This is a genomic window from Streptomyces marokkonensis (assembly GCF_008312835.1).
GTDB lineage: Bacteria > Actinomycetota > Actinomycetes > Streptomycetales > Streptomycetaceae > Streptomyces > Streptomyces marokkonensis_A.
This window is the reverse complement of the sequence record NZ_VSKS01000002.1, coordinates 458,728-483,229: the sequence shown is the minus strand read 5'-3', so window position 1 is coordinate 483,229 and position 24,502 is coordinate 458,728. Positions and strand designations below refer to the sequence as shown.

24 protein-coding genes and 1 pseudogene are annotated in these 24,502 nt (G+C 71.8%); 13 read left to right on the top strand and 12 right to left on the bottom strand.

Features of this window, described 5'->3' with window-relative positions:
* Positions 1-182 precede the first annotated feature (182 nt).
* From F1615_RS05025 to F1615_RS05015, 4 genes are all read right to left on the bottom strand, one after another.
* Positions 183-1,079 carry an aldo/keto reductase gene (locus tag F1615_RS05025; RefSeq protein ID WP_149547633.1) on the bottom strand — a complete coding sequence of 299 codons (897 nt, stop codon included), beginning with the start codon at positions 1,077-1,079 and terminating at the stop codon, positions 183-185.
* Positions 1,076-2,260 carry a cupin domain-containing protein gene (locus F1615_RS05020; protein ID WP_149547632.1) on the bottom strand — a complete coding sequence of 395 codons (1,185 nt, stop codon included), beginning with the start codon at positions 2,258-2,260 and terminating at the stop codon, positions 1,076-1,078. Before F1615_RS05020 ends, F1615_RS05025 begins: the two co-directional genes overlap by 4 nt.
* A gap of 15 nt (positions 2,261-2,275) precedes the next feature.
* Positions 2,276-2,419, bottom strand: coding sequence for a hypothetical protein (locus F1615_RS35545; RefSeq protein WP_167533660.1), 144 nt, complete (start codon positions 2,417-2,419; stop codon positions 2,276-2,278).
* Between the two features lie 94 nt (positions 2,420-2,513).
* Complete coding sequence (locus F1615_RS05015; RefSeq protein WP_149547631.1) at positions 2,514-3,116, bottom strand: ATP-binding protein; 603 nt, start codon at positions 3,114-3,116, stop codon at positions 2,514-2,516.
* 177 nt (positions 3,117-3,293) lie between these two features.
* Between F1615_RS05015 and F1615_RS05010 the strand changes: the two genes are divergently transcribed.
* Both F1615_RS05010 and F1615_RS05005 read left to right on the top strand, forming a co-directional pair.
* Positions 3,294-4,460: a helix-turn-helix transcriptional regulator gene (locus F1615_RS05010; protein WP_149547630.1), complete on the top strand. Its 1,167-nt coding sequence runs from the start codon at positions 3,294-3,296 to the stop codon at positions 4,458-4,460.
* A gap of 19 nt (positions 4,461-4,479) precedes the next feature.
* The gene (locus F1615_RS05005) at positions 4,480-5,205 is read left to right on the top strand and encodes a 5-formyltetrahydrofolate cyclo-ligase (RefSeq protein ID WP_149547629.1); all 726 of its coding nucleotides are present in this window, start codon (positions 4,480-4,482) and stop codon (positions 5,203-5,205) included.
* 722 nt (positions 5,206-5,927) lie between these two features.
* On the opposite strand, the gene F1615_RS04995 is transcribed toward F1615_RS05005, so the two are convergent.
* Positions 5,928-6,341: a winged helix-turn-helix transcriptional regulator gene (locus tag F1615_RS04995; RefSeq protein WP_244328640.1), complete on the bottom strand. Its 414-nt coding sequence runs from the start codon at positions 6,339-6,341 to the stop codon at positions 5,928-5,930.
* 70 nt (positions 6,342-6,411) lie between these two features.
* Here F1615_RS04995 and F1615_RS04990 point away from each other — a divergent pair, with 70 nt between their 5' ends.
* The gene (locus tag F1615_RS04990; RefSeq protein ID WP_149547626.1) at positions 6,412-6,918 is read left to right on the top strand and encodes a DUF4440 domain-containing protein; all 507 of its coding nucleotides are present in this window, start codon (positions 6,412-6,414) and stop codon (positions 6,916-6,918) included.
* 148 nt (positions 6,919-7,066) lie between these two features.
* On the opposite strand, the gene F1615_RS04980 is transcribed toward F1615_RS04990, so the two are convergent.
* The 4 genes from F1615_RS04980 to F1615_RS04965 form a co-directional block, all read right to left on the bottom strand.
* Entirely contained in the window at positions 7,067-7,915 is an 849-nt protein-coding gene (locus tag F1615_RS04980) for a class I SAM-dependent methyltransferase (RefSeq protein ID WP_149547625.1), read from the bottom strand.
* A gap of 75 nt (positions 7,916-7,990) precedes the next feature.
* Positions 7,991-8,383 (bottom strand): hypothetical protein, encoded by a 393-nt coding sequence (locus F1615_RS04975; protein ID WP_149547624.1) that lies wholly within the window; start codon positions 8,381-8,383, stop codon positions 7,991-7,993.
* 218 nt (positions 8,384-8,601) lie between these two features.
* Positions 8,602-9,357, bottom strand: a complete 756-nt coding sequence (locus F1615_RS04970; RefSeq protein ID WP_208818253.1) for a hypothetical protein — start codon at positions 9,355-9,357, stop codon at positions 8,602-8,604.
* Positions 9,347-9,862: a SigE family RNA polymerase sigma factor gene (locus F1615_RS04965; RefSeq protein ID WP_208818252.1), complete on the bottom strand. Its 516-nt coding sequence runs from the start codon at positions 9,860-9,862 to the stop codon at positions 9,347-9,349. Before F1615_RS04965 ends, F1615_RS04970 begins: the two co-directional genes overlap by 11 nt.
* A 227-nt stretch (positions 9,863-10,089) precedes the next feature.
* Here F1615_RS04965 and F1615_RS04960 point away from each other — a divergent pair, with 227 nt between their 5' ends.
* From F1615_RS04960 to F1615_RS04950, 3 genes are all read left to right on the top strand, one after another.
* Positions 10,090-11,145: a sigma factor-like helix-turn-helix DNA-binding protein gene (locus tag F1615_RS04960; protein WP_244328639.1), complete on the top strand. Its 1,056-nt coding sequence runs from the start codon at positions 10,090-10,092 to the stop codon at positions 11,143-11,145.
* Positions 11,142-12,863, top strand: coding sequence for a transglycosylase domain-containing protein (locus F1615_RS04955; protein ID WP_425385622.1), 1,722 nt, complete (start codon positions 11,142-11,144; stop codon positions 12,861-12,863). The genes F1615_RS04960 and F1615_RS04955 overlap by 4 nt, the downstream gene beginning before the upstream one ends.
* A gap of 200 nt (positions 12,864-13,063) precedes the next feature.
* Positions 13,064-14,833, top strand: coding sequence for a beta-ketoacyl-[acyl-carrier-protein] synthase family protein (locus F1615_RS04950; RefSeq protein WP_149547622.1), 1,770 nt, complete (start codon positions 13,064-13,066; stop codon positions 14,831-14,833).
* Between the two features lie 479 nt (positions 14,834-15,312).
* Here the strand turns inward: F1615_RS04950 and F1615_RS04945 are convergent, their stop codons facing one another.
* Complete coding sequence (locus F1615_RS04945) at positions 15,313-16,326, bottom strand: Ku protein (protein ID WP_149547621.1); 1,014 nt, start codon at positions 16,324-16,326, stop codon at positions 15,313-15,315.
* A 64-nt stretch (positions 16,327-16,390) separates the two neighbouring features.
* Between F1615_RS04945 and ligD the strand changes: the two genes are divergently transcribed.
* Positions 16,391-17,272, top strand: coding sequence for a non-homologous end-joining DNA ligase (ligD, locus tag F1615_RS04940; RefSeq protein ID WP_149547620.1), 882 nt, complete (start codon positions 16,391-16,393; stop codon positions 17,270-17,272).
* Positions 17,273-17,291: 19 nt separating this feature from the next.
* Here ligD and F1615_RS04935 read toward each other — a convergent pair whose 3' ends face one another.
* Positions 17,292-18,095: a nuclease-related domain-containing protein gene (locus tag F1615_RS04935; protein WP_149547619.1), complete on the bottom strand. Its 804-nt coding sequence runs from the start codon at positions 18,093-18,095 to the stop codon at positions 17,292-17,294.
* 100 nt (positions 18,096-18,195) lie between these two features.
* On the opposite strand from F1615_RS04935, the gene F1615_RS04930 reads away from it, so the two are divergent.
* The 5 genes and pseudogenes from F1615_RS04930 to F1615_RS04910 all read left to right on the top strand — a co-directional run bounded on the left by F1615_RS04930 (position 18,196) and on the right by F1615_RS04910 (position 22,711).
* On the top strand, positions 18,196-18,702 hold the full coding sequence (locus F1615_RS04930) for a protein-tyrosine phosphatase family protein (RefSeq protein WP_149547618.1): 507 nt from the start codon (positions 18,196-18,198) through the stop codon (positions 18,700-18,702).
* Between the two features lie 138 nt (positions 18,703-18,840).
* Positions 18,841-19,401: an SH3 domain-containing protein gene (locus F1615_RS04925; RefSeq protein ID WP_149547617.1), complete on the top strand. Its 561-nt coding sequence runs from the start codon at positions 18,841-18,843 to the stop codon at positions 19,399-19,401.
* Between the two features lie 43 nt (positions 19,402-19,444).
* Entirely contained in the window at positions 19,445-20,806 is a 1,362-nt protein-coding gene (locus F1615_RS04920) for an FtsW/RodA/SpoVE family cell cycle protein (protein ID WP_149547616.1), read from the top strand.
* The gene (locus F1615_RS04915) at positions 20,803-22,281 is read left to right on the top strand and encodes a penicillin-binding transpeptidase domain-containing protein (RefSeq protein WP_149547615.1); all 1,479 of its coding nucleotides are present in this window, start codon (positions 20,803-20,805) and stop codon (positions 22,279-22,281) included. Before F1615_RS04920 ends, F1615_RS04915 begins: the two co-directional genes overlap by 4 nt.
* Positions 22,282-22,326: 45 nt before the next feature.
* Positions 22,327-22,711, top strand: a pseudogene (locus F1615_RS04910) (DUF3291 domain-containing protein).
* On the opposite strand, the gene F1615_RS04905 reads toward F1615_RS04910, so the two are convergent.
* On the bottom strand, positions 22,712-23,311 hold the full coding sequence (locus F1615_RS04905) for a Uma2 family endonuclease (protein WP_149547614.1): 600 nt from the start codon (positions 23,309-23,311) through the stop codon (positions 22,712-22,714).
* Between the two features lie 224 nt (positions 23,312-23,535).
* Between F1615_RS04905 and F1615_RS04900 the strand changes: the two genes are divergently transcribed.
* Complete coding sequence (locus F1615_RS04900) at positions 23,536-24,474, top strand: AurF N-oxygenase family protein (protein ID WP_149547613.1); 939 nt, start codon at positions 23,536-23,538, stop codon at positions 24,472-24,474.
* The last annotated feature ends 28 nt before the right edge of the window (positions 24,475-24,502 follow it).

The following is a 24,502-nucleotide window of genomic DNA, read 5'->3' as shown; positions in this document are numbered from 1 at the left end:
TGTGGACGACACGCAGCCATCCCGGCCCGTAAGGGCCGGTGACCGGTCGGCCGAGCGTGCGCCCCCTCCATCCCCACGCTTCCTGCGCCTCTCCGCCGGACGGTCGAGCGTCAGGGGCCGCCCCGAGGAAGCCGCACGCCGTGGTATGGGCACTCCGCATACGCGCGGTGACCTCGGGGTCGTCAGGTTCCGAGGACATCGATGACCTTCCTCAGACGATCAGGCGACAAGGGCTCGCGGGCCGCAGCACGACGGGCATCGGCCCAGTGTGCCGGTGTGCTCGCCGACAGCAGGACACGTGACACCCCCGGAGCCGACAGAGCGACCAAGAGAGCGGCCTGCGCCGGGGAGGCCGCGCAATCGATGCTGCGCACCAACTCTTCCGTCATCGCGCCGAGCAGTTCACCGCCTCCGAGCGGAGCCGCTGCAAAGACGTCGAGCCCCGCTTCCCGTGCCTCGGCCAGTGCTCCGCACCCGTTGAGCCCGTCCGCCACCACGGCCAGTCGAATGAGCGAGACCGGAAGCTGAACAGCTCGGAAATGGTGGTGTGGCCCGCCCACGGTTTCCGCGAGCTCCGTCAGTTCCAGGACGGTGAACATGCCGCTCGACAGGCCCGTCCAGGTGGCGACGCCGTAGCCGCCGATGTCGCCGGCGTCCGCCGCGCTCTCCAGTTCCTCGAATGCCTCGGTCAGCGTCCGCAACAGCCCGACCCGGTCCGGCCGGCCGTGTTCCGGATTGTGGACGAACACCAGGTCCGGGACGCGGCCGAGGCGGGCGCGACTGCGGGCCAGCTGCCAGGCGATGTAGGGACGCGTCAGGCAGTGGCCTCGATCGTGGTCGTACGGCAACACCCCGGCGGCCCGCACGGCATGCCAGTCGGAGTCGGGAACGAAGCCGACCTTGGTCGAGACCCGTACGTGAGGACACGCGTCGAAGACCGGCCGCAACGAGGTCTCCGCCGTACCGGACGCGTAATTGGGCGCCGTGTCGACCCATGTCACCCCGGCACCCACGGCCGCGGCCACCGAATGTGACACGTCACCACATCGGTAGGTCCCGGCCGCCAGCTGTGCGCTCATCCAGCCCGCCCCACAGCCGCGACCTCACCGTCCACCAGTTCGCTCACGAGTTGCGCCACCTGCCCGACGCGAAGTCCGGCCGCGCGGGCGAGTGCGTCCAGGCGGTGACGGCCTCCGTCCACGAGGAGGGACAGCAGGGGCGCGGCCTGCGGGAAGAAGGTCCATTCCTCTCCCCCTGCCGTCAGCACCGCGCGGCCCTCTCCGTCGTTGTGGAGCCGGGCACGAGCGGTCACCAGGTGTACGACGAGAGCGGGATCGGGTGGTACGCCCTCGACGTAGGGCATTGAGGGCACGAGGCGGGCCCGGTCGGTGGCGTCCCGCATGGTGAGGAAGCGGTCGAGCAGCGTCCCGTCCTCGAACTCCTTCATGACGAGGTCGCCGAGGGACCGCACGAAGTCCGCCTTCTCCTCCTCGGTCCCGAAGCGTGGCAGATCGCTGCGTACGGTCGTCTCGCGGCGCAGGTCCTCGGAGAGCCACTGGAGGAGGTCGGCGCCGGTCGTCGTCTGTATGCCGCAGGTGAGGTGGAGTGAGTGGACGCCTTCGGAGGCGGCGACCGCGTGCCACCAACCACGTGGCAGGTACAGCATGTCCCCTGTGTGCAGGACCAGTTCGACGAGTGCCTCGTTCGGCGGCGGTTCGGGGACGTCCGTGTCGCGGTGCAGTGGGGCGCGCCTCGTGGGGCCGTAGATGCGCCATCGCTTGGCGCCGTCCAGCTGGAGGACGAGGACGTCGTGGTCGTCCCAGTGGACTCCGAAGCCTTCCTCGGGCGTCCAGGAGGCGTAGGCGTTGACCTGGATGCCGATGCGCAGGTGCCGTTCCAGCTCCTGGGCGAGGTGGCTGACGGCCGGATGCAGTTCGTCGACCGCGTCCAGGACGAGGGTGGCGCCCTCGGCAAGGTGACGGTGGAGTTCGGCGGGCTTGAGCCGGTGCCACTCGGTGCTGCGCCGGGTGGTGACCGGTACTGAGTAGGAGTGCTGCGGCAGGGTCTCGCCGCCCGCGGAGAGGCGCAGGCGGGGTGGTTCGAGCCGGTGGTGGGTGAGCAGGGCGTTCAGGTCGTCCCAGTCGAGCAGGCCGGAGAAGCGGTTCGGCTCGACTGGGAAGTGGCGGTAGGTGCGGCCGTACACCTGGGCGAGGAAGTCCTCGCCCAGGTGCGCGACCACCGCGGATACGTCGGTGGTCATCGGTGACGGTCCTTCTCAGTCGTTGCCGTCGGATCGGCCGGTGGAACCGCCGTCCGAGGGCTGCTCGGCCCGCGAACGGGCGGCGGCGATCCGACGACGGGCGACCAGCAGGCCGTGGTCCTCCTGACCACCGGTCGTGGTGATGTTCTGCTCGGACATGGTGTGTGTCTCCTTCGGTGTTGGCAGAAGCGAGCAGGTCGCCCGCTCCCTGGTTGTGGCATCCCCGATTCCCCCACCAGGGGTGGAAGGCAGGTCAGGGCGCCGGAACCTGACTCGGCGCTTGCGCCTCCCGAGTCAGGTGGTCAAGTGGTGAAGTGACGGCGACCGGCGTACGGGAGCCGCTAAGCACGCGGCTTCCCGGTTCAGCTATGGCAACCAGCCGCTGTGCGTCTCCGCCCTCGAACGTCGAATCGCTTTCGGATGCGGCGGACGACGGGCTCGAAGTCGAGAGTGGACAGTTGCCGATCTCGAACCAGACCGCCTTTCCGTCCGTGGTCGACCGAAAGCCCCACTTCTGGGCAAGGCCGTCGACCAACTGCAGTCCGCGCCCGCTCTCCTCGTCCAGGCCGGCCGGCGCCCACCCCGGGAGGTGGCCACCCTTCGTGTCCTCGACCTCCAGCCGCACACGGAGCCCGTCCCAGCTCACCGTGACCTGGCAGCCCTCCCCCGTGTGCACCACGGCGTTCGCGATCACTTCGCCGGTCAGCAGTTCCAGCGTCTCGACCGCGTCCTCCAGGAGCGGCAAGTCCCAGTCACGAACGATGGCGACAACCCGGCGACGAGCGGACGACACGGCGCCGATGTCGGGCGGGACACGGACGGAGGAGGACTTCGGGGCGGGTGTTCGGAACGTCATGGAGGGCGGACCTTCCTGGCGGTGTGCGTCGGAGTTCCACACAACCGCCCACAACGGACAACGCCCAGAGCACAATGGACGCACCGATGCGGCATTCCTGCGTCACTCCTGTGCCTCACCTGGGGAGTCGCGCAGCCGCAAGTCCTTGTCAGGACAGGCGAAACGAGAGGCAGTCTCATGGCGCACCACCGCAACGGCCTGGCAGCGCGCCGCCGAACCGTGGGTCTCACCCAAGAGGCCCTGGCCGAGCACATGCGGGTGGACCGCTCCACTATCGCCCGCTGGGAATCGGGCCGCACCGCCCCGCAGCCCTGGATGCGTCCACGGCTGGCCCGCCTTCTGCGTGTCGACGCCGAGGGCCTCAATGACCTGCTGACGGCACGGACATCGCAGGGCACGCAAGGGCAGGACGCCCTCGATGACGCGATACTTCGCCCGGACCGCATCGATCTGCTCGCCGTAGCGACACTCCGCACGCGCTTCGATGACTGCGCCGCTCGTTATGACCGTGTGCCCTCGGCCGGCCTTATCGCTGAGGCGGCAGCGCAGCTCAACCGCATCGACCAGCTCGCCGCCGGATCCTCCCGCGGGCGCGTTCAAAGGGAGCTGCACGCTCTGCACGCCGACGCGTGCACCCTCATGGGGCAGTTGATCTGGGACGCCTCCCAGCGCCGCGATCACGCCACCGCGACGACGTACTACGAGCAGAGCGCAGGACTCGCCCGCCACCTGCGTGACACCACCCTCGAAGCCCACGCTTTACTGCGCACCTGCTACGTCGCTCTGTACGGCGCACACCAGGCCCAGGCCGGTCTCGCACTCGCGGAACAAGCAGCCGAAATCGCCGCGCGTACGAGTCCCGCCCTCTCCGGGCTGGCACTCCTGCACGTCGCCGAGGCCCACGCCATACTGGGATCCACCCCGGCGTGCGAACGTGCTCTCTTCAACGCCGAACGCCGGCTCGATCACGTGGTCGCCGGCGACGCCGCCGCCGACCTCGTGTCCCCCACACAGTTCGGCCGCCTGGCGGGTTCCTGCTATCTCTCCCTCGGTGACCACCGACGGGCCGAAACCCTGCTGGCCAACACGGCGGAGAAGCTACGGGACCGGCGAAAGTCACGCGCGATCGTGCTGGGGAACCTTACGCTCGCCCGTATCCGTCAACGCGACGTCGAGGCGGGGGTGGCCAGCCTCACTGAAGCCATCACCGAGCTGGAGACCACCCGTGGGGGCGGAGGAATGAACATCGTCTTCGGAGCCGCCCGCGAGCTTCGCCCCTGGCGACAGGAACCCCTCGTCGCAGAGGTCCACGACAGACTGCTCGGCTTGATGACGGCAGCGTAGGACAGAGAAGGAGACACCGGTGGCAGCCAACTCCCTGGACCGCGCCAAGCAGGCGGTACGCACGCAGGTCTGGGACGCCTTGACCGCCGCGGACGCCGTCCACGACCTTTCCGTTTACGGCCGCATCCCCCACTTCAAGGGCGCCGAGCAAGCTGCGGACCGACTCGAGGCACTTCCGGCCTGGCAGCACGCGAGTGTTGTCAAGGCAGTACCGGACAAGGCCCAACTCCCGGTGCGTGCAAAAGCACTGGAGCAAGGAAAAACCGTCTACATGGCGGTGCCGAAGCTGGCTTCCCTCAAGCCCTTCTACCTCCTCGACCCGGCTGCCCTCACCGTCCCACCCGCCGAGGCCGCAGCCACCCGCACCGCTGCCGCCATCGCCCCCACAGTCGAGGTCGACGCCCTCCGCCCACTGGATCTGATCATCCTCGGCAGCGTCGCCGTCAACCGCGACGGCGCCCGCATCGGCAAGGGCGCCGGCTACTCCGACATCGAGTTCGCCCTGCTCACCGAGGCCGGTCTGGTGACGCCGGAGACCATCGTCGTCACCACCGTCCACCCGCTTCAGGTGACCGAGACCCCGATCCCCACCACGGAGCACGACGTCGGCGTCGACCTGATCGTGACCCCCGACGAGATCATCACTTGCCCGAACCCTCACCGACCGTCAGGGGTCGACTGGCCAGCCCTCACGACGGAGAAGATCGCCGCGATCCCAGCGCTCATGGCTCGGCAGATCTTCTGAAGGCCGGAGTGTCAAGCACCTCCCAGGACCAGACGGGCGGCTTCGTGGTCATGACACAGCCTCCGCACTGCGGCCGGGCCGTGCGAAGGCTGTAGGGGGCGAAAACAGTCCCCGGTAGTACTGCACGTGTCCTGGAGCTTCAGTCGTCACTGTCACTCCGGTATCGCGCCGGCTTGCCGGGGGCCTACACCACATCCTGTCCAAGCCCACTCCGCCGACTAGACGTCCTCATCGACTTTGTGACTCTTTCGGTGTTGTGGCTTATTAACCAGGTTAGGCTGTGTTTGCACCGAGTCAATAGGCTTTGGGTGAAGTTTTTGAACTCGGTGATCGTCCGGGCAGACGTCGTGAACGACATCGCGGAGATCGGCTACCCGATGAACTGAGACTTGGAGCAACGCCGAGGCCCATGAACACGATGCCGGGGGCCTCGACACCGGCGTTCAGCGCAGTGACGGAGTACCGCCGCAGCCAGTACGACCGCTGGCACCGCAGGAACGAGGATCCGGACAGCACAACCGCGTCAGAGGCAGGCCTGGAGTCGTACCGACTCAAGGGAATCGCGCAGCATGAACTGTTCCGTGTCCGCCTCATGGCAAGTTCCCCCGCAGTGGTTGAAGTCACGGACAGTGCTTTCGAGGCAGTGCGCAGGGCCGCTTCGGCCCGGGGTACCCAGAGACGTGGTCGCCGGCGGAAGCGCTGAGGCCGGGGACGCCTTCCGGTCAGCGGGCGGGGCTCGTCGTGCGGTCGTTCTCGGCCTCGTTGGGTCGTGCGAGGGCTTGTGCACCCCAGTCCCACAGGGCCTGGAGGACGGGGCCGAGGCGGTGGCCGCTCGGGGTGAGTGTGTAGCGCACTCGCGGCGGCCAGCCCGGGCGGCGGTCGCGTTCGACGACTCCGGCCTCGCGGAGCTGTGACAAGCGGTCGGACAGCACCTTGTCCGACAACGTGGGCAGGGCCGCTCGCAGCTGGCTGTAGGAGCGGTCGCCCCGCAGCAGCTCGCGCACCACCAGTGTCGTCCAGCGGCCGTGCAGGGCCGCCAGTGCGATCTCCACGGGGCACTCGGGGGTGGGTGCGGTGACGTTCGCGTGCGGGTCGTCGGGGAGCCCTGCCGGGTGACCAACCGTTCGGTGAGTCACGAGATCGCCTCCTAGCGTGTGGGGCACTTCGATTCTCCCCGCCCACCGCCCGGAAGGACGTCTGTCGATCATGCGAGAACTGGCCGATCTGCCCGAGGACCTGCCCGCGGTGTTCGCCGAGCGGTTCAACAGCGGTGACGGTGCCGCGCTGGCTCAGGTGTACGAGGAAGCGGCGGTACTGGTTCCACAGCCGGGAACCCCGGCGACCGGACCCGATCTGCACGCCGCCAACGGCCGCCTGCAGGAGCTCGGGGTTCCCATCACCGTCCGACCGCGGCACGTGTATCGCAACGGAGACCTCGCGCTGCTGATCGTCGACTGGGGCATCCACGGAACCGACCGGGAGGGGCGGGCCGTACACGTCGAGGGCACTGCCACCGATGTCGCCCGGCGGGGCACGGACGGTCGTTGGCGCTACGTCATCGACAACCCCTTCGGCGTTCTGAGTGCCCCCGGCCGGCACCCTCGGGCGGTCGGTCTTCGAGCCGGTGGGCCCTCAGCGTGCGTCGAGCCGGGCGGGGCACGGGAACAGGGCGCCGGACCCTCGTCCTCCCCGGCACGTCCGGGCAGCGTCTGATCGCCCACTCCGCCGAGCCCGGTTCGCCGTCGGACGCGGCGCTGCGGCTCCTGGGCAGCTCGACGATGCCGGCGGCCGAAGGCCGTGCGCCGGTGGCAGAGGAGAGCATGCGCCGGTGGTACGGCGCTGACGCGTCGCCGGGTCGGGGTCAGGCCGGCCAGGTGGCCGTGACCAGCCAGTAGCGGGCCGTGAGGTGGACGCCCTCGTCCGTCGCGTAGGTGCGGAAGGCGTCCGATGCCGCCTGCCGGGCGCGGTCGACGGTCTCGGGAGCGGCGTCGCGCAGCCAGTGGCGCATCGGGCCCCAGCCGAAGAGGAAGTCGGCGGCGTCCGCCGGGTCCGTGCCCCATGCCTGTACCACTTCGAGCGGGTCCACGGCGATCGCGTCGAACCCTGCTCCGGAGAGGACGCGCGTGGTACGGCCGGGGTCCGCGAACGAGGCGGGGCCCGTCTCCGTCCTCTGGGAGAAGTCCGGCAGGGTCACCTGCTCGGCCACGGCCGCGAAGATCACTGACTGGTCCAGTCGGTCGACCGACTGCGGGCACACGAAGGCCAGCCGTCCGTCCGGCCGCAGGGCGCGTCCGATGTTGGCGAACGCGGCGACCGGGTCGGCGAAGAACATGATGCCGAAGCGGCTCAGCGCGACATCGAAGGAGGCTTCCTCGAACGGGTGCACCTGGGCGTCGGCCTGGAGGTGGGTGACGTGGGCGAGGTCTTCCGCGGCGGCGCTCGCGCGGGCCCGTTCCAGCATGGGTGCGGACAGGTCCACACCGACGGCCCGGCGGGCGGTGCGGGCGGCCAGCCTGGTCAGGCGGCCGTTGCCGCAGCCGATGTCCAGGACGCTGTCCGTTTCCTTGATGCGGGCGGCGTCCAGGAGCGGGGCGTTGGCGGGGTCGTTGAGGGCGTCGTAGCGCGCCTGGTGTTCGGCCCAGTGCCGGCCCTCGTAGCCGTTCCACGCCTCGAACTGGTGGGTGTTCACGATCCGGTTGTCGTCGGCCATGCGTCCCATGGTGCCGTGTGGGGTGCGTTGCCGGGGCGCTGCGCCGGGGAGCCGGGTGTTCCCGAGCCCGTCTCCTCAGCCGCCGACGAGGGCGACCAGCTTGATGAAGACGAGGTCGGAGGTGGTGGTGAGGTCCACTGTCTCGTCGAGTTCCTCGGCCTGGCGGTCGCCGGCCAGCAGGAAGAACGCGCTGGTCCGGAAGGCCTGCTCGGCCGTGTCGGCCTGGCGTCGCCAGTCGAGGCGGCGGGGTCCGGGGAGGCGGTAGCCGTGGGGGGCCGTCACGGCGTCGTCGGGGCGGACCAGGCCGTAGTAGCGGTCGCTCGGACGGGCGTTGTGGCGGGCGACCTCCTCGCGGACGCGGAGCCGGATCAGTGCGCGTACGGTCATGCGGTCGGGCAGGCCGGTGACCCGCCACTCGGTGAGGGGCTTGCCGGTGGCGGTCTCGTCCCGGAAGGTCACGGTGGCCATCAGGCACCTCGCTCGGTACGGCGGGGGATCTCGGTGTCGTGCGGCATGGCCGGAGCATGGCAGGGGGGACTGACAGTCCGGCCGGATTCCGATGCCCCTTCCCTGCGCACCGCCGGTCCCCGCCGAGCGCGCCCCGGGCGGCTCGTTCGGGGAGTTCCACGTCGTGGAGTGCCCGGCCGGTGGCGATCACCGTGGCTCGACGGATACGCCGGCCGGCCCTACTCCCCCGGTGCGGCGGTCGTTCCCCTCGCCGTCTCGGCGTACCCCGGCGGGGTCGTGGTCGTCGCCGCGCTCGGGGGGACCGTCGAGGTGAGCTCGATCCGGTCGCCCACGCGGACCCGGTCGTGGAACCACTCCGCGTCCGTGAGGCTCATGCCCAGCCAGCCCGCCTTGTCGGAGAGGCCCGCGAGGGCCTTGGTGTCGAAGGCGAGGGCGCCCGCGTAGACGGGTTCCCGGTCGGGGGTGCGCAGCTCCACCAGGTAGGGGACCTTGACCTCCTCGTTGATCCCGGGGTCGCCGTCGAGCGGCAGCACCGCGGTCTCGGCCCTGGCGACCACCGTCAGCCGGGTGCCGGGCGGGAACCGGCCGAAGGAGTGGGAGTCCACGCGCATCACGCGGTCGCCGACGGTGAGGGTGTGCAGCCCCAGGTCCAGCAGGCCGGACGGGCTGGGGAGGGGCATGCCGGGGAGGGGCGTCGGGGTCGCCGCGCTCGGGGTCGCCGCGCCGGGGGCCGGGGTGTCCGAGGACGACGTGCCCGGCAGGTGCCGGTGCGCGGCGGGGTCCCCGGTGCGCAGCGTGAAGGCGACGGCCGCCAGGGCGCAGGCCGCCGTGGCCGCCGTGCCGAGGGCGACGGTCGCCCTGCGGCGGCGGGAGCGGCGCCGGGCCCGGTCGCGGATCCCCGCGGCGTCCACGCGCGGTGGGGTCTCGTGCTGTGCCGCCAACTCGCGCAGGGCATCGGCGAGTTCATCCGACACGGCCGCTCTCCCTCCAGGCCGGCTCCTCGGCCTCGTCCACCGCCAGGTGCCTGGCCAGCGCCGCCCGTCCGCGGGACAGCCTGGCCTTGACCGTCCCCACGGGCGCGCCGGTCTCGGAGGCTACCTGTTCGACGCTGAGGTCGCACAGGTGGTGCAGGACGATCGCCATGCGCTGCGCCTCCGGCAGTTGGCGCAGTGCCGTGACCAGGGCGGTGCGGTCGGGCCCCGGGCCGGGCGTCGACTCGGGGGGCGGGGTGCGCCGTACCAGTTCAAGCCAGCGTCTCGCACGGCGCCAGCGGCTCACCGCGAGGCGCATGGCGACGGTGCGTATCCACGCCTCGGGCGCCTCGTCGGCGAGCAGTCTGTGGCGCCGGTCCCAGGCCCGTACGAACGCCTCCTGGACCACGTCCTGGGCCTCGCCGAGGTCCCCGGTGAAGGCGTAGAGCTGCCCGGTCAGACGGGGGAAAGCGGCCGCGTAGAAAGCGTCGAACTCGTCCTCGGTCATGCCCTCCACCGGAGTCTCGGATTTCCCCTGCAACCCGCCCGTCACCCCCGTGCGTACAGGTTTCGCAGGTCGCGCACATCGAAGCACACCCCTGGAGGAAGACGATGAACACGGGTACCGGGATCCATCGACCCGTCGTGCGGGTGGGCGCGCCTCCCAGAGGGACGACCGCGGCAGACGTGACGTATGTCCCGCTCCGACCGGTGCGGGCGCCCCAAGTACCGGGCGTGCACAGCGACTTCGACGGGTACGCGCGCGACCGGTGGCCGCGGCTGGTCGCCACCGCCCGGCTGCTCACCGAAGACACCTACGGTGCCGAGGAGTTGGCCCGGCGCACGCTGGTGCGGGTGTGCGCGCGGTGGCGGCGGATCCCGCGCGACGACGTCGACTTCCACGTCCGGCGCTGTCTGGTCCGGGGCCACCTGCGTGCGCGTCGCGCGGGTGGCCGGAGGCGGGCGGTGCTGGTGCTGCGGTACTGGTCGGGGCTGGGAGAGCCGGAGATCGCGCAGATGCTGGGGTGCTCGGTGGGCGCCGTGCGGGCGCTGCTGCGGCGCGGGGCGAAGGAGGCCCGGCCGGAGGACCGGCGGGCGGAGTTCGCCGCGCTGCTCGCCGGTTTCACGCCGCCGGCCGTTCCGCTGGACGGCATCCGGCGCGACGGTGCGTCACGGCGCCGCCGCAGGGCGGGACTTGCCGCCGCCGGGTGCGCGCTGCTGCTCGCGCCGCCCGCCGTGCTCGCCCACGGCCCCCTCACGGGCGGTGACGCCACCGGGGCCGCCGAGGCCTCCGACCGGCAGGTGCCCGGCCCGGTGCGCGTCGTCGCTCCAGGTGAGCGGGTGGCCGCAGCTCCGGGTGTGGACGTCTGGCTGACCGCGGACGGCCACCACTGGTCCTCCCCGCAGGCGCCGAACCGGTTCCACGCGGTGAGCGACGGCACTCCGGGCCACGGCAGGCCGGGGATCTCCGTCCAGGGCGAGAGGCTGGACGGCGGGGCGTACTTCCAGACCGGGGTGTATTACGGCCTCGATCGTGACCCCGCGCGGATCGAGATCCGCACCGGCGGCAGGACCGTCACCGCCGATGTCCTGACCCTGGCGGGGAGTCCGGGGTGGTGCGCGTGGTACGCGAGGACGCCAACGCCGCCGGCGGATGCCGCCGCGGACTCCGGCCCGTCGGACGGCGGACAGACCGTCACGGTGTACGACGCGGCCGGTGAGGTCCTGGTGCGCTCGGAGCTCGGGCCCGCGGTCGTGCGGGCGGTACCCGCGGGGGCGTGGCGTTCGTGACACCGTCCTCGCTCACCGGCCGGCTGCGTCGCGGGACGGCGGACCGGCCCCGCCTGCCCCTGCGCGTCCGCCTCCGCCGCAGCCGGGGGCGCTGGCTGCGGCGGCTGCTCATCACCTTCGTCACGTTCCTCGCGGTCGTCTGCGGCGCGGCCGTGGTGGCGTACAGACTGACCGTCGTTCCCGAACCGCATCCCGAGACGGTGGTGCAGAGCACGGTCTTCGTGGACGCCGAGGGCTCCTACCTGGGCCGGCGGGGACCGGTGGACCGACAGGAGGTGCCGCTGTCTCAGGTGCCCCGGCACGTCCAGGACGCGGTGATCGCGGCCGAGAACCGGTCCTTCCGCACGGACACCGGGGTGTCGCCGCGCGCCATCGCCCGCGCGGTGTGGGCCACGGTGTCCGGCGGTGCCCCGCAGGGCGGTTCGACCATCACGCAGCAGTACGTGAAGAACGCGCTGCTCAGCCCGGAGCGGTCGCTGTCGCGCAAGGCGCGTGAGGCACTGATCGCCGTCAAGCTGGACCGGACGCGCGACAAGGACGAGATCCTTGAGGGCTATCTCAACACGGTGTACTTCGGCCGGGGCGCCGCGGGCGTGCAGTCGGCCGCACGGAACTACTTCGACGTGGCGGCGAAGGACCTCACCGTGTCCCAGGGGGCCGCGCTGGCAGCGATCGTCAACATCCCCTCGTACTACGAGAAGGCGGGCTCCGACCCGAAGGTGACCGCGAAGCTCCGGGACCGCTGGGAGTGGGTGCTCGACGCGATGGAGGCCGGCGGCGGCATCACACGTGCGCAGCGCGCGCAGGCCCGCTTCCCGGCGTTCCGGTTCTATCCGCCGGGCGGGACGGAGGGACAGCGGCAGTACCTCATCGACGTGGCCGCGGAGGAGGCCGCCGACCGGCTCGGCATCACCGGGGACCAACTGGCGCGCGGCGGCTACACGGTGCACACCACCTTCGATCTGGCGTTGCAGGACGCGACCGCCGAGTCGGCGAAGGAGCACACGAAGGGCGTGAAGGGAGAGAAGGGCGGCAAGGGTTCCGCCGCCGGGGACGTCCGGGTGCACACGGCCGTGGTGGGGATCGAGCCGGGTGACGGGGCGGTGCGGGTGCTGTACGGAGGGGCGGACTACGCCCGGCAGCCGTTCAACGACGCGGTGAGCGGGGCGGTGGAGGCCGGTTCGGTGCTCGATCCGTTCGCCGGGGTGCGGCTCGGCGGCCCGTTGCGCGGGCTGGGCGACTCCGCGGCGCCGACACCGCTGCGGCTGGCGTCGGCGTACGCGGCCGTGGCGGCGGACGGCGTGCACGCCACTCCCCACACCGTGGCCCGGATCACCCGGGAGGGGCGGACGGTGCACACCGCCCGCCCTCGGACCCGGCGGGTGCTGGACGAGAAGGGCGCTCATGCCGTGACGGTGCGGGCGGCACACGGCTCCGGCGGGCCGTCCGGGACCGGCGCTCCGGTCGTCGACCGGGCCGGCGTCGGCGGTGGTGGGGGGACGTTCCTCACCGCGGGGGCCGGGGGCGGCATCACCCGGCGCACCGTCTGGTCCGTCGGGTACGACTCCCGACTCACCGTGGCCGTGGCACTGTTCGCCGACCGGCCCGGTGCGAAGAAGAACACCACCGTGCCCGCGCGGTTGCCGAACGATCCGCCCCCTACCGGGTACGCGGAGGAACTGACGCGGCGGGTGTGGGATCTCGCGGGTGGTTCGTGACGTTTTCCACAGTCCGGCTACGGTGGGGTAAGTCCTGGGCTTGATTGATGATTTGTCGGGTGTGTCTCGCGTCACCTCCATGGTAGAGCGGGGCAAATCGGGCATGTCTCGAGTTCAACAATGGCTGGTCCGTACCGCGTACAGAACACTCGGAATCGTTCCTAGTACGGCAGTTCGGACCAAAGAGAGCATCCACGGCCATGACGCACTCCCCGGAAACGCCTGAAGTACCCATACGCCCGCACACGGTGACCGCAGCCGAGGTCGTCCCCGGCGATCTGTTCGCACTGTCGCGCGAGGAGGCGGCGCAGGACAGGTGGCACGTCGTCACCCACACACTGCCCGAGTCCCCGGAGGTGATCCGGGTCACGCTGCGTCCGCCGCTGGGCGGAGTGGACCACGAGGAGGCGCTGCGGCGCGATCAGCGGGTGGTCGTCGCCGGGCGGCGGCTGGACGTGGCCGCGGTGCCGCTGGTGAGTTCGCCCGCCCTGGACGGCGTTCAGTTCCGCGACGGGGACCGGGTGCGCGTCCTGCGGGCGGTCGACCCGCTGGCCGAGGAGGTGACGTACGTCCGCCGCTGGGGCGCCTGGCACTGCGACGAGGACCCGGCCGCGAGCGGGGCGACCGACGACGACGTACGCCGCTGGGCCGCCGGGGCGGACCGGGAGGGCGACGTCGTACGGCACGAACCGCGTCCCGTGCGGGCGGCGGAGGCGGCCGGGGCGCGGCGCGTCGTGGTCACCGGGCTCGGTGCCGTCACCCCGCTGGGCGTCGGTACGGGCGAGTTGTGGCAGGGGCTGCTCGAAGGACGGCACGGCATACGGGAGTTGGCGGACGAGGAGTTCGACGGGCTGCCGGTGCGGGTCGCCGGGACGGTGCCGGTGGACCCGGCCGGGCTGCTGCCCCGCCAGGCGGCGCGGCGGATGAACCGGGCCGCGCAGTTCGCGGTGCTCGCGGCGCGGGAGGCGTGGGCCGACGCCGGGTACGCCGGCGGCGGCACCCGCGAGAGCGGGCTGGACCCGGAGCGGGTCGGGGTGAGCCTCGGCTCCATCCTCGGGGACGCGTCCGTGCTCGTCGGCGGGGACCGTAGGCTGCGGGACAGGGGGCCGCGCGGTGTCTCCCCGCTCACCACCCCGATGACGGTGCCCTCGCAGGCGGCCTCGCAGGTCTCGCTCGACCTGCACGTCACCGGTGAGGCGCGCACCGTGACCAGTGCCTGCGCCTCCGGCACCGAGGCGATCGGACAGGCCGTCGACCGCATCCGGTACGGCCGGGTCGACGTCGCCCTCGCGGGCGGTGCCGAGGCGGTCGTCACGCCCGCGATCATGGCGTCCTTCGCCGCGATGCGGGCGCTGGCCGAGGGCGATCCGTCGGCCGGCTCACCGTCGCACCCGTTCGCCAAGGACCGGGACGGGTTCGTCAACGGGGAGGGCGCGGGGGTACTCGTGCTGGAGTCCGAGGAGCACGCGCGCGCCCGTGGGGCCCGGATCTACTGCGAGGCCGCGGGGTGGGGGCTGTCCGCCGACGCCCACCACGTCGCGGCGCCGGACCCCTCCGGTGACGGCATCGCCCTCGCCCTGCGGCGGGCCGTGCGGGACGCCGGGGGGCAGCCGGCGGACGTGGTGCACGTCAACGCGCACGCCACCGCCACGGTCGACGGCGACCTCGCCGAGGCGCGGGCGCTGCGGGGTGTGCTCGGGGGGCGCGGGGTGCCGGTGACGGCCCTCAAGGGGCACCTGGGGCACCTCCAGGGGGCCGCGGGCGGGGTCGAGGCGGTCGCCGCGGTGCTCACGCTGCACCACGGGGTGGTGCCGCCGACGGTCGGCTGCGCGGAGGTCGACGACGCGATCGGGCTGGACGTGGTGCGTGGCGGACCGCGGGCACTGCCGGACACCGGTGACCTGGTGCTGAGCAACTCGTTCGGGTTCGGCGGGCACAACGCGGTACTGGCGCTGAGGCGCGTGGCGTAGGCGAGGAGGGGTCCCTCCGGCGGGGGCCTGCGGCGCCGCCTTCCCTCCGGTGGGGGCTTGGGTAGCGCCTGGTGCCGGTGGGTGGGTCGGGGCCGGGTCGGGGGTGTACGTCCTCGGACTGGCGCGACCGGGTCACTCGGTGGAGGTGCGGGGCGCCGAGTCGCACCAGCCGCTGCGGGCGCACACCCCCGCCCCGTCCCCTCCGCGCCGCAGGCGCCTGTCCCCGCCCCCACCGCAATCCGCGCACCGCGCCATACGCCCCCTCCCGCCCCCACCGCAATCCGCGCACCGCGCCATAGGCGACTGGCCGTACGCGCTTGTGGGCTGCCGCTCGCGCGGGCCGCCGGCGCTTCCGCGGGCAGTCGTGCCGCAGGGCGGCACGGGTGGGCGCGACGGCACCCCGTGGGCGCCGGGCTGCGCGAGCTCCCCCCGAGCCGCACCCACGCGGCGCTGCTCGCAGACGCCGGGCGGCCGGCGGGTCAGGCCGAGCGTTTGCGGGACGCCGTCTTCTTCGCCGCCGTCTTCTTCGCGGGCGACTTCTTCGCCGTCGTCCTCTTCTCGGGCTGGGCCGTCTTCGACGTCGACTTCCGGGTCGAGGACGCCGTCTTCTTCTTCGCCGTCGACGTCGACTTCTTGCCCCCGGTGTCCTTGGGCGACGAGCGGGAGGACGTCTTGCGCTGCGGGAGGTCCTTGACCTCGGCCTCCTCGCCTCGGGACTCGCGGGCCGCCCGGACGCTGTTCTCCAGCGCCGCCATCAGGTCGAGGACCTTGCCGCCCCGCTCCGGCTCGGGGGCCTCCGGCGGGGCCTCACCGGCGGCCTTCGCGGCGATGACCTCTTCTACCGCCTCGCGGTACTCGTCGTGCAGGTCCTGCAGGTCGACCTCGCCGAGGGTGTCCATCAGGGCGTCGGCGAGGTCCAGCTCCTTGTCCCGGACGGTGACACTCGTGTCGGGCGCCACCCCCTCGGGGGCGCGGACCTCGTCCGGCCAGAGCAGGCCGTGCATGGCGATGGCGTCGCCGACCACGCGGAGCATGCCCAGGCGCTCCCGCCCGCGCAGGGCGTACTTCGCGATGGCCACCTTGTTGCTCCGCTTCAGCGCCTCGCGCAGCAGCGTGTACGGCTTGGCCGCCGGTGCCCCGCCCGCCGCGAGGTAGTACGCCGCGTCCATCTGGAGCGGGTCGATCCGGTCCTCGGGGACGAAGGCGACGATCTCGATCGTCTTCGCGGTGGGGAGCGGCAGACTGGAGAGGTCCTCGTCGGTGATCGGGATGATCGTGCCGTCCGCGTCCTCGTACCCCTTGCCGATCTCCTGGCCGGTGACCTCGCGGTCCTCCAGCTCGCAGAACTTGCGGTACCGGATCCGGCCGCCGTCCTCCGTGTGGATCTGACGGAAGGAGATCGAGTGGTTCTCGGTGGCGTTCACCAGCTTGATCGGGATGCTGACCAGGCCGAACGAGATCGCGCCGTTCCAAATGGATCTCACGTGCAGCACCTTTCCGGTCGTCTGCCGATCACTGTCGGGATTCTTGTCCTGGTTTGCGTGAGATTCTCATCGTATGGCGCCTATCACTGAGGTGGAGGGGCGACGGCTCGCGCTCAGCAACCTGGAGAAGGTGCTGTATCCCGCCACCGGGTTCACCAAGGCGGAGGTACTGCACTACTACGCGACCGTCGCCGACGTGCTGCTGCCCCATCTGCGGGAGCGGCCGGTGTCCTTCCTGCGGTATCCGGACGGGCCCGACGGCCAGGTGTTCTTCACCAAGAACGTGCCGCCGGGTACGCCCGACTGGGTCACCACCGCCGAGGTGCCGAGGACCGAGGGACCGGCCCGGATGGTGCTGGTGCAGGACCTGCCGAGCCTGATGTGGGCGGCGAACCTGGTCACCGAGTTCCACACGCACCAGTGGCTCATCGGCGCCCCGGGACAGGCCGACCGCATCGTGTTCGACCTGGACCCGGGGGCGCCGGCGACGGTCGTGCACTGCTGCGAGGTCGCTCTGTGGCTGCGGGAGCGGCTGGCGGCGGACGGGATCGAGGCGTACGTCAAGACCTCCGGGTCGAAGGGGCTGCATCTGCTGGCGGCGGTGCGGGGAGCTTCCTCCGAACGAGTGTCGGAGTACGCCAAGGCGCTGGCCGTGGAGGCGGAGAAGGCCATGCCCCGGCTGGTGCTGCACCGGATGACCAGGAGTCTGCGGCCGGGGAAGGTGTTCGTCGACTGGAGCCAGAACGCGGCCCGGAAGACCACGGCCGCCCCGTACACGCTGCGGGCGCGGGCCGAACCGCTGGTGTCGGCGCCGGTGACCTGGGACGAGGTCGAGGAGTGCCGGGCGCCGGAGCGGATGGCGCTCCGTGCCCCGGACATCGGCCCGCGGGTGCGGGACTACGGCGATCTGCTGGCGCCGCTGCTCGATCCACGGCACGCGGGTGAGCTGCCGTGAGCGCGCCCGGGGACGCCTCTCACAGCCGGGACCAGGTGTTCCGGTCCCGGGCCATGGCGTGCAGGGCCTCCACGTCGGCCGGTTTCAGGACACCGCCCGCGCGGGTCAGGTCCTCCAGTCCGGCGTCCGTCAGGACACGCACCTCGCGGGGCGGCACCGGGACCTTCACGGCCGACGCTGCGACCAGGACCAGGACCGGGCGGACCTCGGCCGTCAGCGCGTAGGAGGCGCGGTCGGCGTCGGAGCGGACGCGTCGCAGGAGGGGCAGCGGTTCGTGGCGGCCCAGCGCGACCCGGGGGTCGGCGACCGTCACCCGCTGCCTGTGGGCGTACAGGGAGTGGACGGCGTACAGCCCGCCGGGGCCGATCAGCAGATGGTGGATGCGGTCGCCGCCGGGCAGCGGGACCGAGTGCAGGGTGTGCCAGCCCGCCCGGTCCATGCGGTCCAGGGCCTCGCCCACCGTCCGCTCCGCGGTGAGGGCCCTGCGGCGCGGATCGGGGCGGAGCCGGCGGGCCGGGCCGGGGTCGCGGTCGAGGGCGATCAGCAGGGCCTCGCCGGGACGGTTCGGCGCGAGGTCGTCGTCGGGGTGCAGGGAGAGACGTGCCAGCTCGGCGGGGGTGGGGATGGGCGGCGGGCCGACCGAGACCGGGCCGGTGAGGAAGGGGCCCAGCGCGGTGAGCACCTCCTCCTCGTGGTCCTCGCCGAGCAGGTTCACCCTGGCCGTCTCGCGGTCGTACCAGGCGAGGTTCCTGCCGTCCGGGAGGCAGACGTACAGCCTTTCCCGGCCGTGCCGCCAGGTCGGTATGACGCGCAGTCCGTCCATGCACCATCACCCCACATCCATGGGAACAGGCGGGGTGCTCCAGGGGCAAGAAGCCGGTTACCTTGGAGAGGAGTTGGGCGGTGAGGGTGGGGAGGCGCCGTTGCGTACCCGCAGGAGGCAACCCGACGTACCGGCTCCGGACAGTCCGTGGAACGAGATCGTGCCCGGCCTGTGGATGGGCGGACACGAGTTCCGGGGTCTTTCCGGCCGGCTGGAGTTCGCCGTGGCGAACCGGCAGTTCGATCTTGTCCAGACGCTGCTGCGGCTGCCCGGGCACGGCCCGGACCCCGGGATCGAGCACCATGTGTGGCCCATCCCCGACGGGCCGCTGGACGGGACGCAGCTCGCGGGCGTGATCCGGCTCGCTGAGGCGGCGTGCGAGGCACTGGACGGCGGACGCACGGTCCTCGTGCGCTGTTACCACGGGTACAACCGCTCCGGTCTGGTGGTCGCGCACGCGCTGATGCGCCGGGGCCGTACCGCCGAGACGGCGATCCGGTTGATCCGCTCCCGCCGCTCGCCCTGGGCACTGCACAACGACCTCTTCGTCGACTACCTGCGGGCGGGGCTGACCACGGCGCGGCTGCTGGAGGAGCTGACGGAGTAGCCGCCGGGCGGTGCGTATGACCCGGAGGGCCCAGTGCCGTCCCCGATGGCGCAGCAGGGCGCGCGGGTGCCAGGGGGCGCTCCTAGTGTGGCGATCAAGTCACCTTCGACCCGTTTCCCCCTACATGGAGGTACTGCCATGGCTCCCCGCCCCCCACTCGCCCGCCGACTGCCCATGGCTCTCGCCGCCGGGGCCCTCGCGGTCGCGACCGCCGTCACCCCCGCCTTCGCCGCCGACGACCCGAACCAGGGCGACCAGGGGAACTGGAGCCAGCAGGGCGGGAACGGCTACGACAACGGCGGTGGCGACCAGCAGGGCGGTGGCGACCAGCAGGGCGGTGGCAACCAGCAGGGCGGTGGCAACCAGCAGGGCGGCAACGGCGGCCACGACAGCGGCTCGAACCAGCAGAGCGGTGGCGGCAACGGCGACTGGAACAACCAGGCCGGCGGCAACCACGGCGACCAGGGCCGGTACAGGGGTGTCGTCACGGCTCAGTCCCTGGCCCTGCGCTCAGCCCCGAACCGCGGTTCGCAGATCATCCGGTACGCCCACAAGGGCGACGTCGTTTCGATCTTCTGCAAGGTCCCCGGCGACAAGGTGAACGGCAATCCCCTCTGGTACCTCCTCACGGACGGCACCTGGGCCTGGGGTCCGGCCGCGCACATCGACAACATCGGTGCCGCGCCACGCTGGTGCTGATGAGCGAAGCGCACAAGGCACCCCATTTGGGTAAGTTCCGGACATGAGCAAGGCCGGTATCACCCTGGCGACGGCGGATCCGCCCACGCCCACCGTCCGCCTCCCCGGGCGCCGCGGCATCGAACTCACCCTGATCGTCCTGGCCGTCGCGCTGTCGGTGTACGGATACTGCGCCGTCGGCCTCGCCAGGAACGGCACCGTCCCGCCCGGCGCCGCCGGTTACGGCGCCGGGCTCGGTGTGCTCGCCCTGGTCGCGCATCTGGCGGTGCGCTGGCGCGCCCCGCACGCCGACCCGCTGCCGCTGCCGATCGGGGTCCTGCTCAACGGCCTCGGCCTGGTGCTGATCTACCGGCTCGACCTGGAGGCACCGGGCGAACCGGCCGCCCCGACCCAACTGGTCTGGTCGGCCCTCGGCGTGGCCCTGTTCACCGCGGTCGTCCTGGTGCTGCGCGACCACCGGGTGCTCCAGCGCTACACCTACGTCTGCGTCACCGCCGCACTCGTCCTGCTGACGGTCCCGATCCTCTTCCCCGCGGTCAACGGGGCCCGGATCTGGATCCGGATCGCCGGATTCTCCATCCAGCCCGGCGAGTTCGCGAAAGTGCTGCTGGCGGTCTTCTTCGCCGCGTATCTCGCCGCGAACCGGAGCGCCCTCACCTACGCCGGCCGCCGCGTCCGGTGGCTGCGACTGCCGACCGGCCGGGTGCTCGGCCCCATCGTCGCCGTCTGGCTGGTCAGTGTGGGCGTCCTGGTCCTGGAACGGGACCTCGGCACCTCGCTGCTGTTCTTCGGCCTGTTCGTGGTGCTGCTCTACGTCGCCACCGGCCGTACCGGCTGGATCGCCGTCGGTCTCCTGCTGGCCTCCCTGGGTGCGGTGGCCGTGGGACGGCTGGAACCGCACGTGCACCACAGGATCGAGACCTGGCTGCACCCGTTCGCCTCCATCGAGGCGGGCGAGGGCCCGAACCAGCTCGCCCAGTCCCTGTTCGCCTTCGCGGAGGGCGGGATCCTCGGCACCGGGCTGGGTCTCGGGCACTCCGTGCTCATCGGCTTCGCGGTCAAGTCCGACTTCATCCTGGCGACGGCCGGTGAGGAGCTGGGCCTGGCCGGGCTGGCGGCGATCTTCCTGCTGTACGGGCTGCTGGTGGAGCGCGGCTACCGGGCGGGGCTCGCCCTGCGCGATCCCTTCGGCCGGCTGCTCGCCGTGGGGCTCGCCTCGATCGTGGCGCTCCAGGTGTTCGTGATCGCGGGCGGGGTGACCGGGCTGATCCCCCTGACCGGCATGGCGATGCCGTTCCTGGCGCAGGGCGGTTCGTCGGTGGTGACCAACTGGACGATCGTGGCGCTGCTGGTCCGGCTGAGCGACTCCGCGCGGCGGCAGGGCGACGGGGGTGCCGCCCGGTGACCCGTCACATCCGGCACGCCGCGCTGTTCTGCGCCCTGCTGCTGGTCGCGCTGCTGGTCAACGCCGCCCGGGTGCAGGTGCTGCACGCCGAGGCCTACCAGGCGAACCCGGCCAACCGCCGGGACGCCATCTCCCGGTACCAGCAGCCGCGCGGCGACATCCTGGTCGCCGACCGCCCGGTCACCGGCTCGCGGGACACCGGGGAGCATCTGCGCTACGAACGGACCTACCGGGACGGGCCGTTGTACGCGCCGGTGACCGGCTTCGCCTCGCAGGAGTACGGCACGACACTGCTGGAGCACACGGAGGACGGGCTGCTGTCCGGCGCCGCCCCGCTGCTCGCGCCCCTGCCGCTGTGGAACGAGTTCACCCGGTCCCGCAACGCGGGCGGCAACGTGGTGACCACCATCGACCCGGCGGCACAGCGCGCGGCGTACGAGGGGCTGCGCTCGCGCAAGGGGGCGGTGGCGGCCGTGGAGCCGTCGACGGGGAGGATCTTGGCGCTGGTGTCGGTCCCGTCGTACGACCCCGCGCTGCTGTCCGGGAACGGCAGGACGGCGCGGGAGGCCTGGGTGCGGCTGAACGCCGACCCGGACCGGCCGATGCTGAACCGGGCCGTGCAGCGGACGTATCCGCCGGGTTCGACGTTCAAGGTGGTCACGGCCGCCGCGGCGCTGGACGCGGGCGTGGTGGGGAACCTGGACGAGCCGACCGACTCCCCCGACCCGTACACCCTCCCCGGGACGACGACCCGGCTGACCAACGGGTCCGGGGGCTGCGAGGACGCCACGCCGCGGGAGGCGTTCGTGTGGTCGTGCAACACGGTGTTCGCCAGGCTGGGCGTGTCCACGGGCGTGGCGCGGATGAAGGCGACGGCCGAGAGCTTCGGTTTCAACGACACGGACGTGCGGATCCCGTTCCGGGTGGCGCCCAGCACCTTCGACACCTCGGTGGACCGGGCGCAGCTCGCGCTGTCGTCGATCGGGCAGTACAACACCCGGGCCACACCGCTGCAGATGGCGATGGTCGCGGCGGCCGTCGCGGGCGGCGGCCAGGTGCGGGAGCCGTATCTGGTGGAGCGGACCACGCGGGCGGGCGGCGGCACCGTGTCGACGGCCGGCTCCCGTCCGGTACGGCGGGCCATGCACCCGGCGACGGCGCTGCGGCTGCGGGAGCTGATGCGGGGTGTCGTGCGGGACGGCACCGGCAAGAAGGCCGCGATCCCCGGTGCCGTGGTCGGCGGCAAGACCGGCACCGCCCAGCACGGGCTGGGCAACTCCGGTACGCCGTACGCCTGGTTCATCTCCTGGGGCCAGGGCGGTGAGGACATGGAGGCCAAGGTGGCCGTGGCGGTGGTGGTCGAGGACGCGGCGGCGAACCGGCGGGAGATCAGCGGGGGCGGAACGGCGGCGCCGATCGCGCGGGCGGTGATGGAGGCGGTGCTGAAGCCGGGGGCCCGGCGGCCCACTGGGTGAGACGGGACTCCCGGAGGGGCATGTTCCCTACCCACCGTTCGGTACATGACCGAGACCGCGTACGAACTCGCCCAGGTGAACGTCGCCCGCCTCAAGGCCCCGCTCGAATCGCCGCAGTTGAAGGACTTCGTCGACGGCCTCGAGCCGGTGAACGCGGACGCCGACGCCGCCGACGGCTTCGTCTGGCGCCTGCAGAGCCACGCCTTTAAGGCAGTGGGGGAGGTTCGAGCGCGTCCAGGAGGCGATGGTCACGCTGTGGTGGGTCCCGAGGGGCCACCGCCCGAGCGTCGCGGAGGCCGAGTCCCGCCTCCTCCATCTGCGCACCCACGGCCCGGCCCCGTACGCCTTCACCCTGCGCACGTCCTTTCCGCCGGGCGGAGCGGAGCCGGTCACCGGCGAGGTGCCGGAGGGGCTGGGCTGCGCGGTCTAGTCAGCGGCTCCGGCCGACGGCGGTGAGGTCGACGTCGACGGGGAACGGCACGGTCAGCTTGAGCCGGTTGTGGAAGATGCCCATGGGTACGTACGACTTGGTCATCGGGTCCAGCTCGTAGACGTAGACCACGGGGAGTCCGTCGTTCTCCTCGACGCGCCAGTAGTGCGGGATGCCCGCAGCCGCGTACTTGCGGGGTTTCACCTCACGGTCCCGCTCCTGCGAGTCCTTGGACACGACCTCGACAGCGAGCACGACGTCCTCCGGCCGGTACCACGTCTGGTCCGGGCCGGAATCAGCGTCCGCCCGGAAGACCAGAACATCGGGTTCCGGCCGGTTGCGCTTGTTGAGCTTGATGGTCATCTCACGGATGACATCCAGCTCATCCGGCACCTGAGCCAGCAGGGCGTTGTCCAGCAAGCGGATGACGCGTGAATGGAAATTGGTCTGCGGCCTCACGAAGACGAGGCTCCCGTCGATCAGCTCCGTGTGCGGAGGCAGGTTGGGAAGCTCGTCGAGGTCGTCCGCCGTCCAGCCGCCCTCCGGCGGACGAGGCCACTGGTAGTCGTCGTCCAGCCCGTAGCCGCGTGCGGCGCTCATGATCGCTCCCATGTGCTGCAGTCCGACCGGCACAGTCAGCGTACCCAGGGCGAACACCGGAACGACGCTCCACAGAGTGACTCCGAGTGCGTGCCGTTGACCCGACCCGTTCGGTAGACCGGTCGTCAGCAACTTCCGCACAAGGGATTGACGAGCTTGCTGACAGGCAGTCTCATAAAGGGTGACCAGCCGGTAACCCGAGACGCCCATGAGGTGGACCCGCCATGACGACCCTGACGGAAGCGGACGCGCTCGACGGCCTGCGGGACGCGCTCGGGCTGCTCAAGGACCGGGAGCAGGTGGCCCAGCGGCTGCTCGACTCCTCCGCCAAGCACTCCTTCGATCCCGACAAGGAGCTGGACTGGGAGGCGCCCTTCGAGGAGGGCAAGTGGTTCTGGCCGCCGGAGCTGGTGTCGCTGTACGACACCCCGATGTGGAAGCGGATGAGCGAGGAGCAGCGCATCCTGCTCTCCCGGCACGAGGCCGCCGCGCTGGCCTCGCTCGGCATCTGGTTCGAGCTGATCCTGATGCAGCTGCTGGTGCGGCACATCTACGACAAGGCCGCCACGAGCGCGCACGTGCGGTACGCCCTCACCGAGATCGAGGACGAGTGCCGGCACTCGAAGATGTTCGCCCGGGTGATCACCCGGGGCGGCACTCCCTGGTACCCGGTGAGCCGGGTCCACCAGAACCTCGGCCGGCTGTTCAAGACGATCTCCACCACTCCCGGCTCCTTCACGGCGACCCTGCTCGGCGAGGAGGTCCTGGACTGGATGCAGCGGCTGACCTTCCCGGACGAGCGGGTCCAGCCGCTGATCCGGGGCGTCACGCGCATCCACGTCGTCGAGGAGGCACGGCACGTGCGCTACGCCCGCGAGGAGCTCCGCCGCCAGATGGTGACCGCCCCGAAGTGGTCGCAGGAGTTCACCCGCGTCACCTCAGGAGAGTTCGCCCGGGTGTTCTCGGTGGCCTTCGTGAACCCCGAGGTGTACACGAACGTCGGTCTCGACCGGCGGGAGGCGGTCGCGCAGGTCAGGGCGAGCGCGCACCGGCGGGACGTGATGCAGCAGGGGTCGAGGCGCCTCACCGACTTCCTCGACGACATCGGCGTGCTGCGCGGGGTCGGACGACGGCTGTGGAAGTCCTCGGGACTGCTGGCGTAGGCGGGCCCGCCGGGCGGGCGGTTACCCT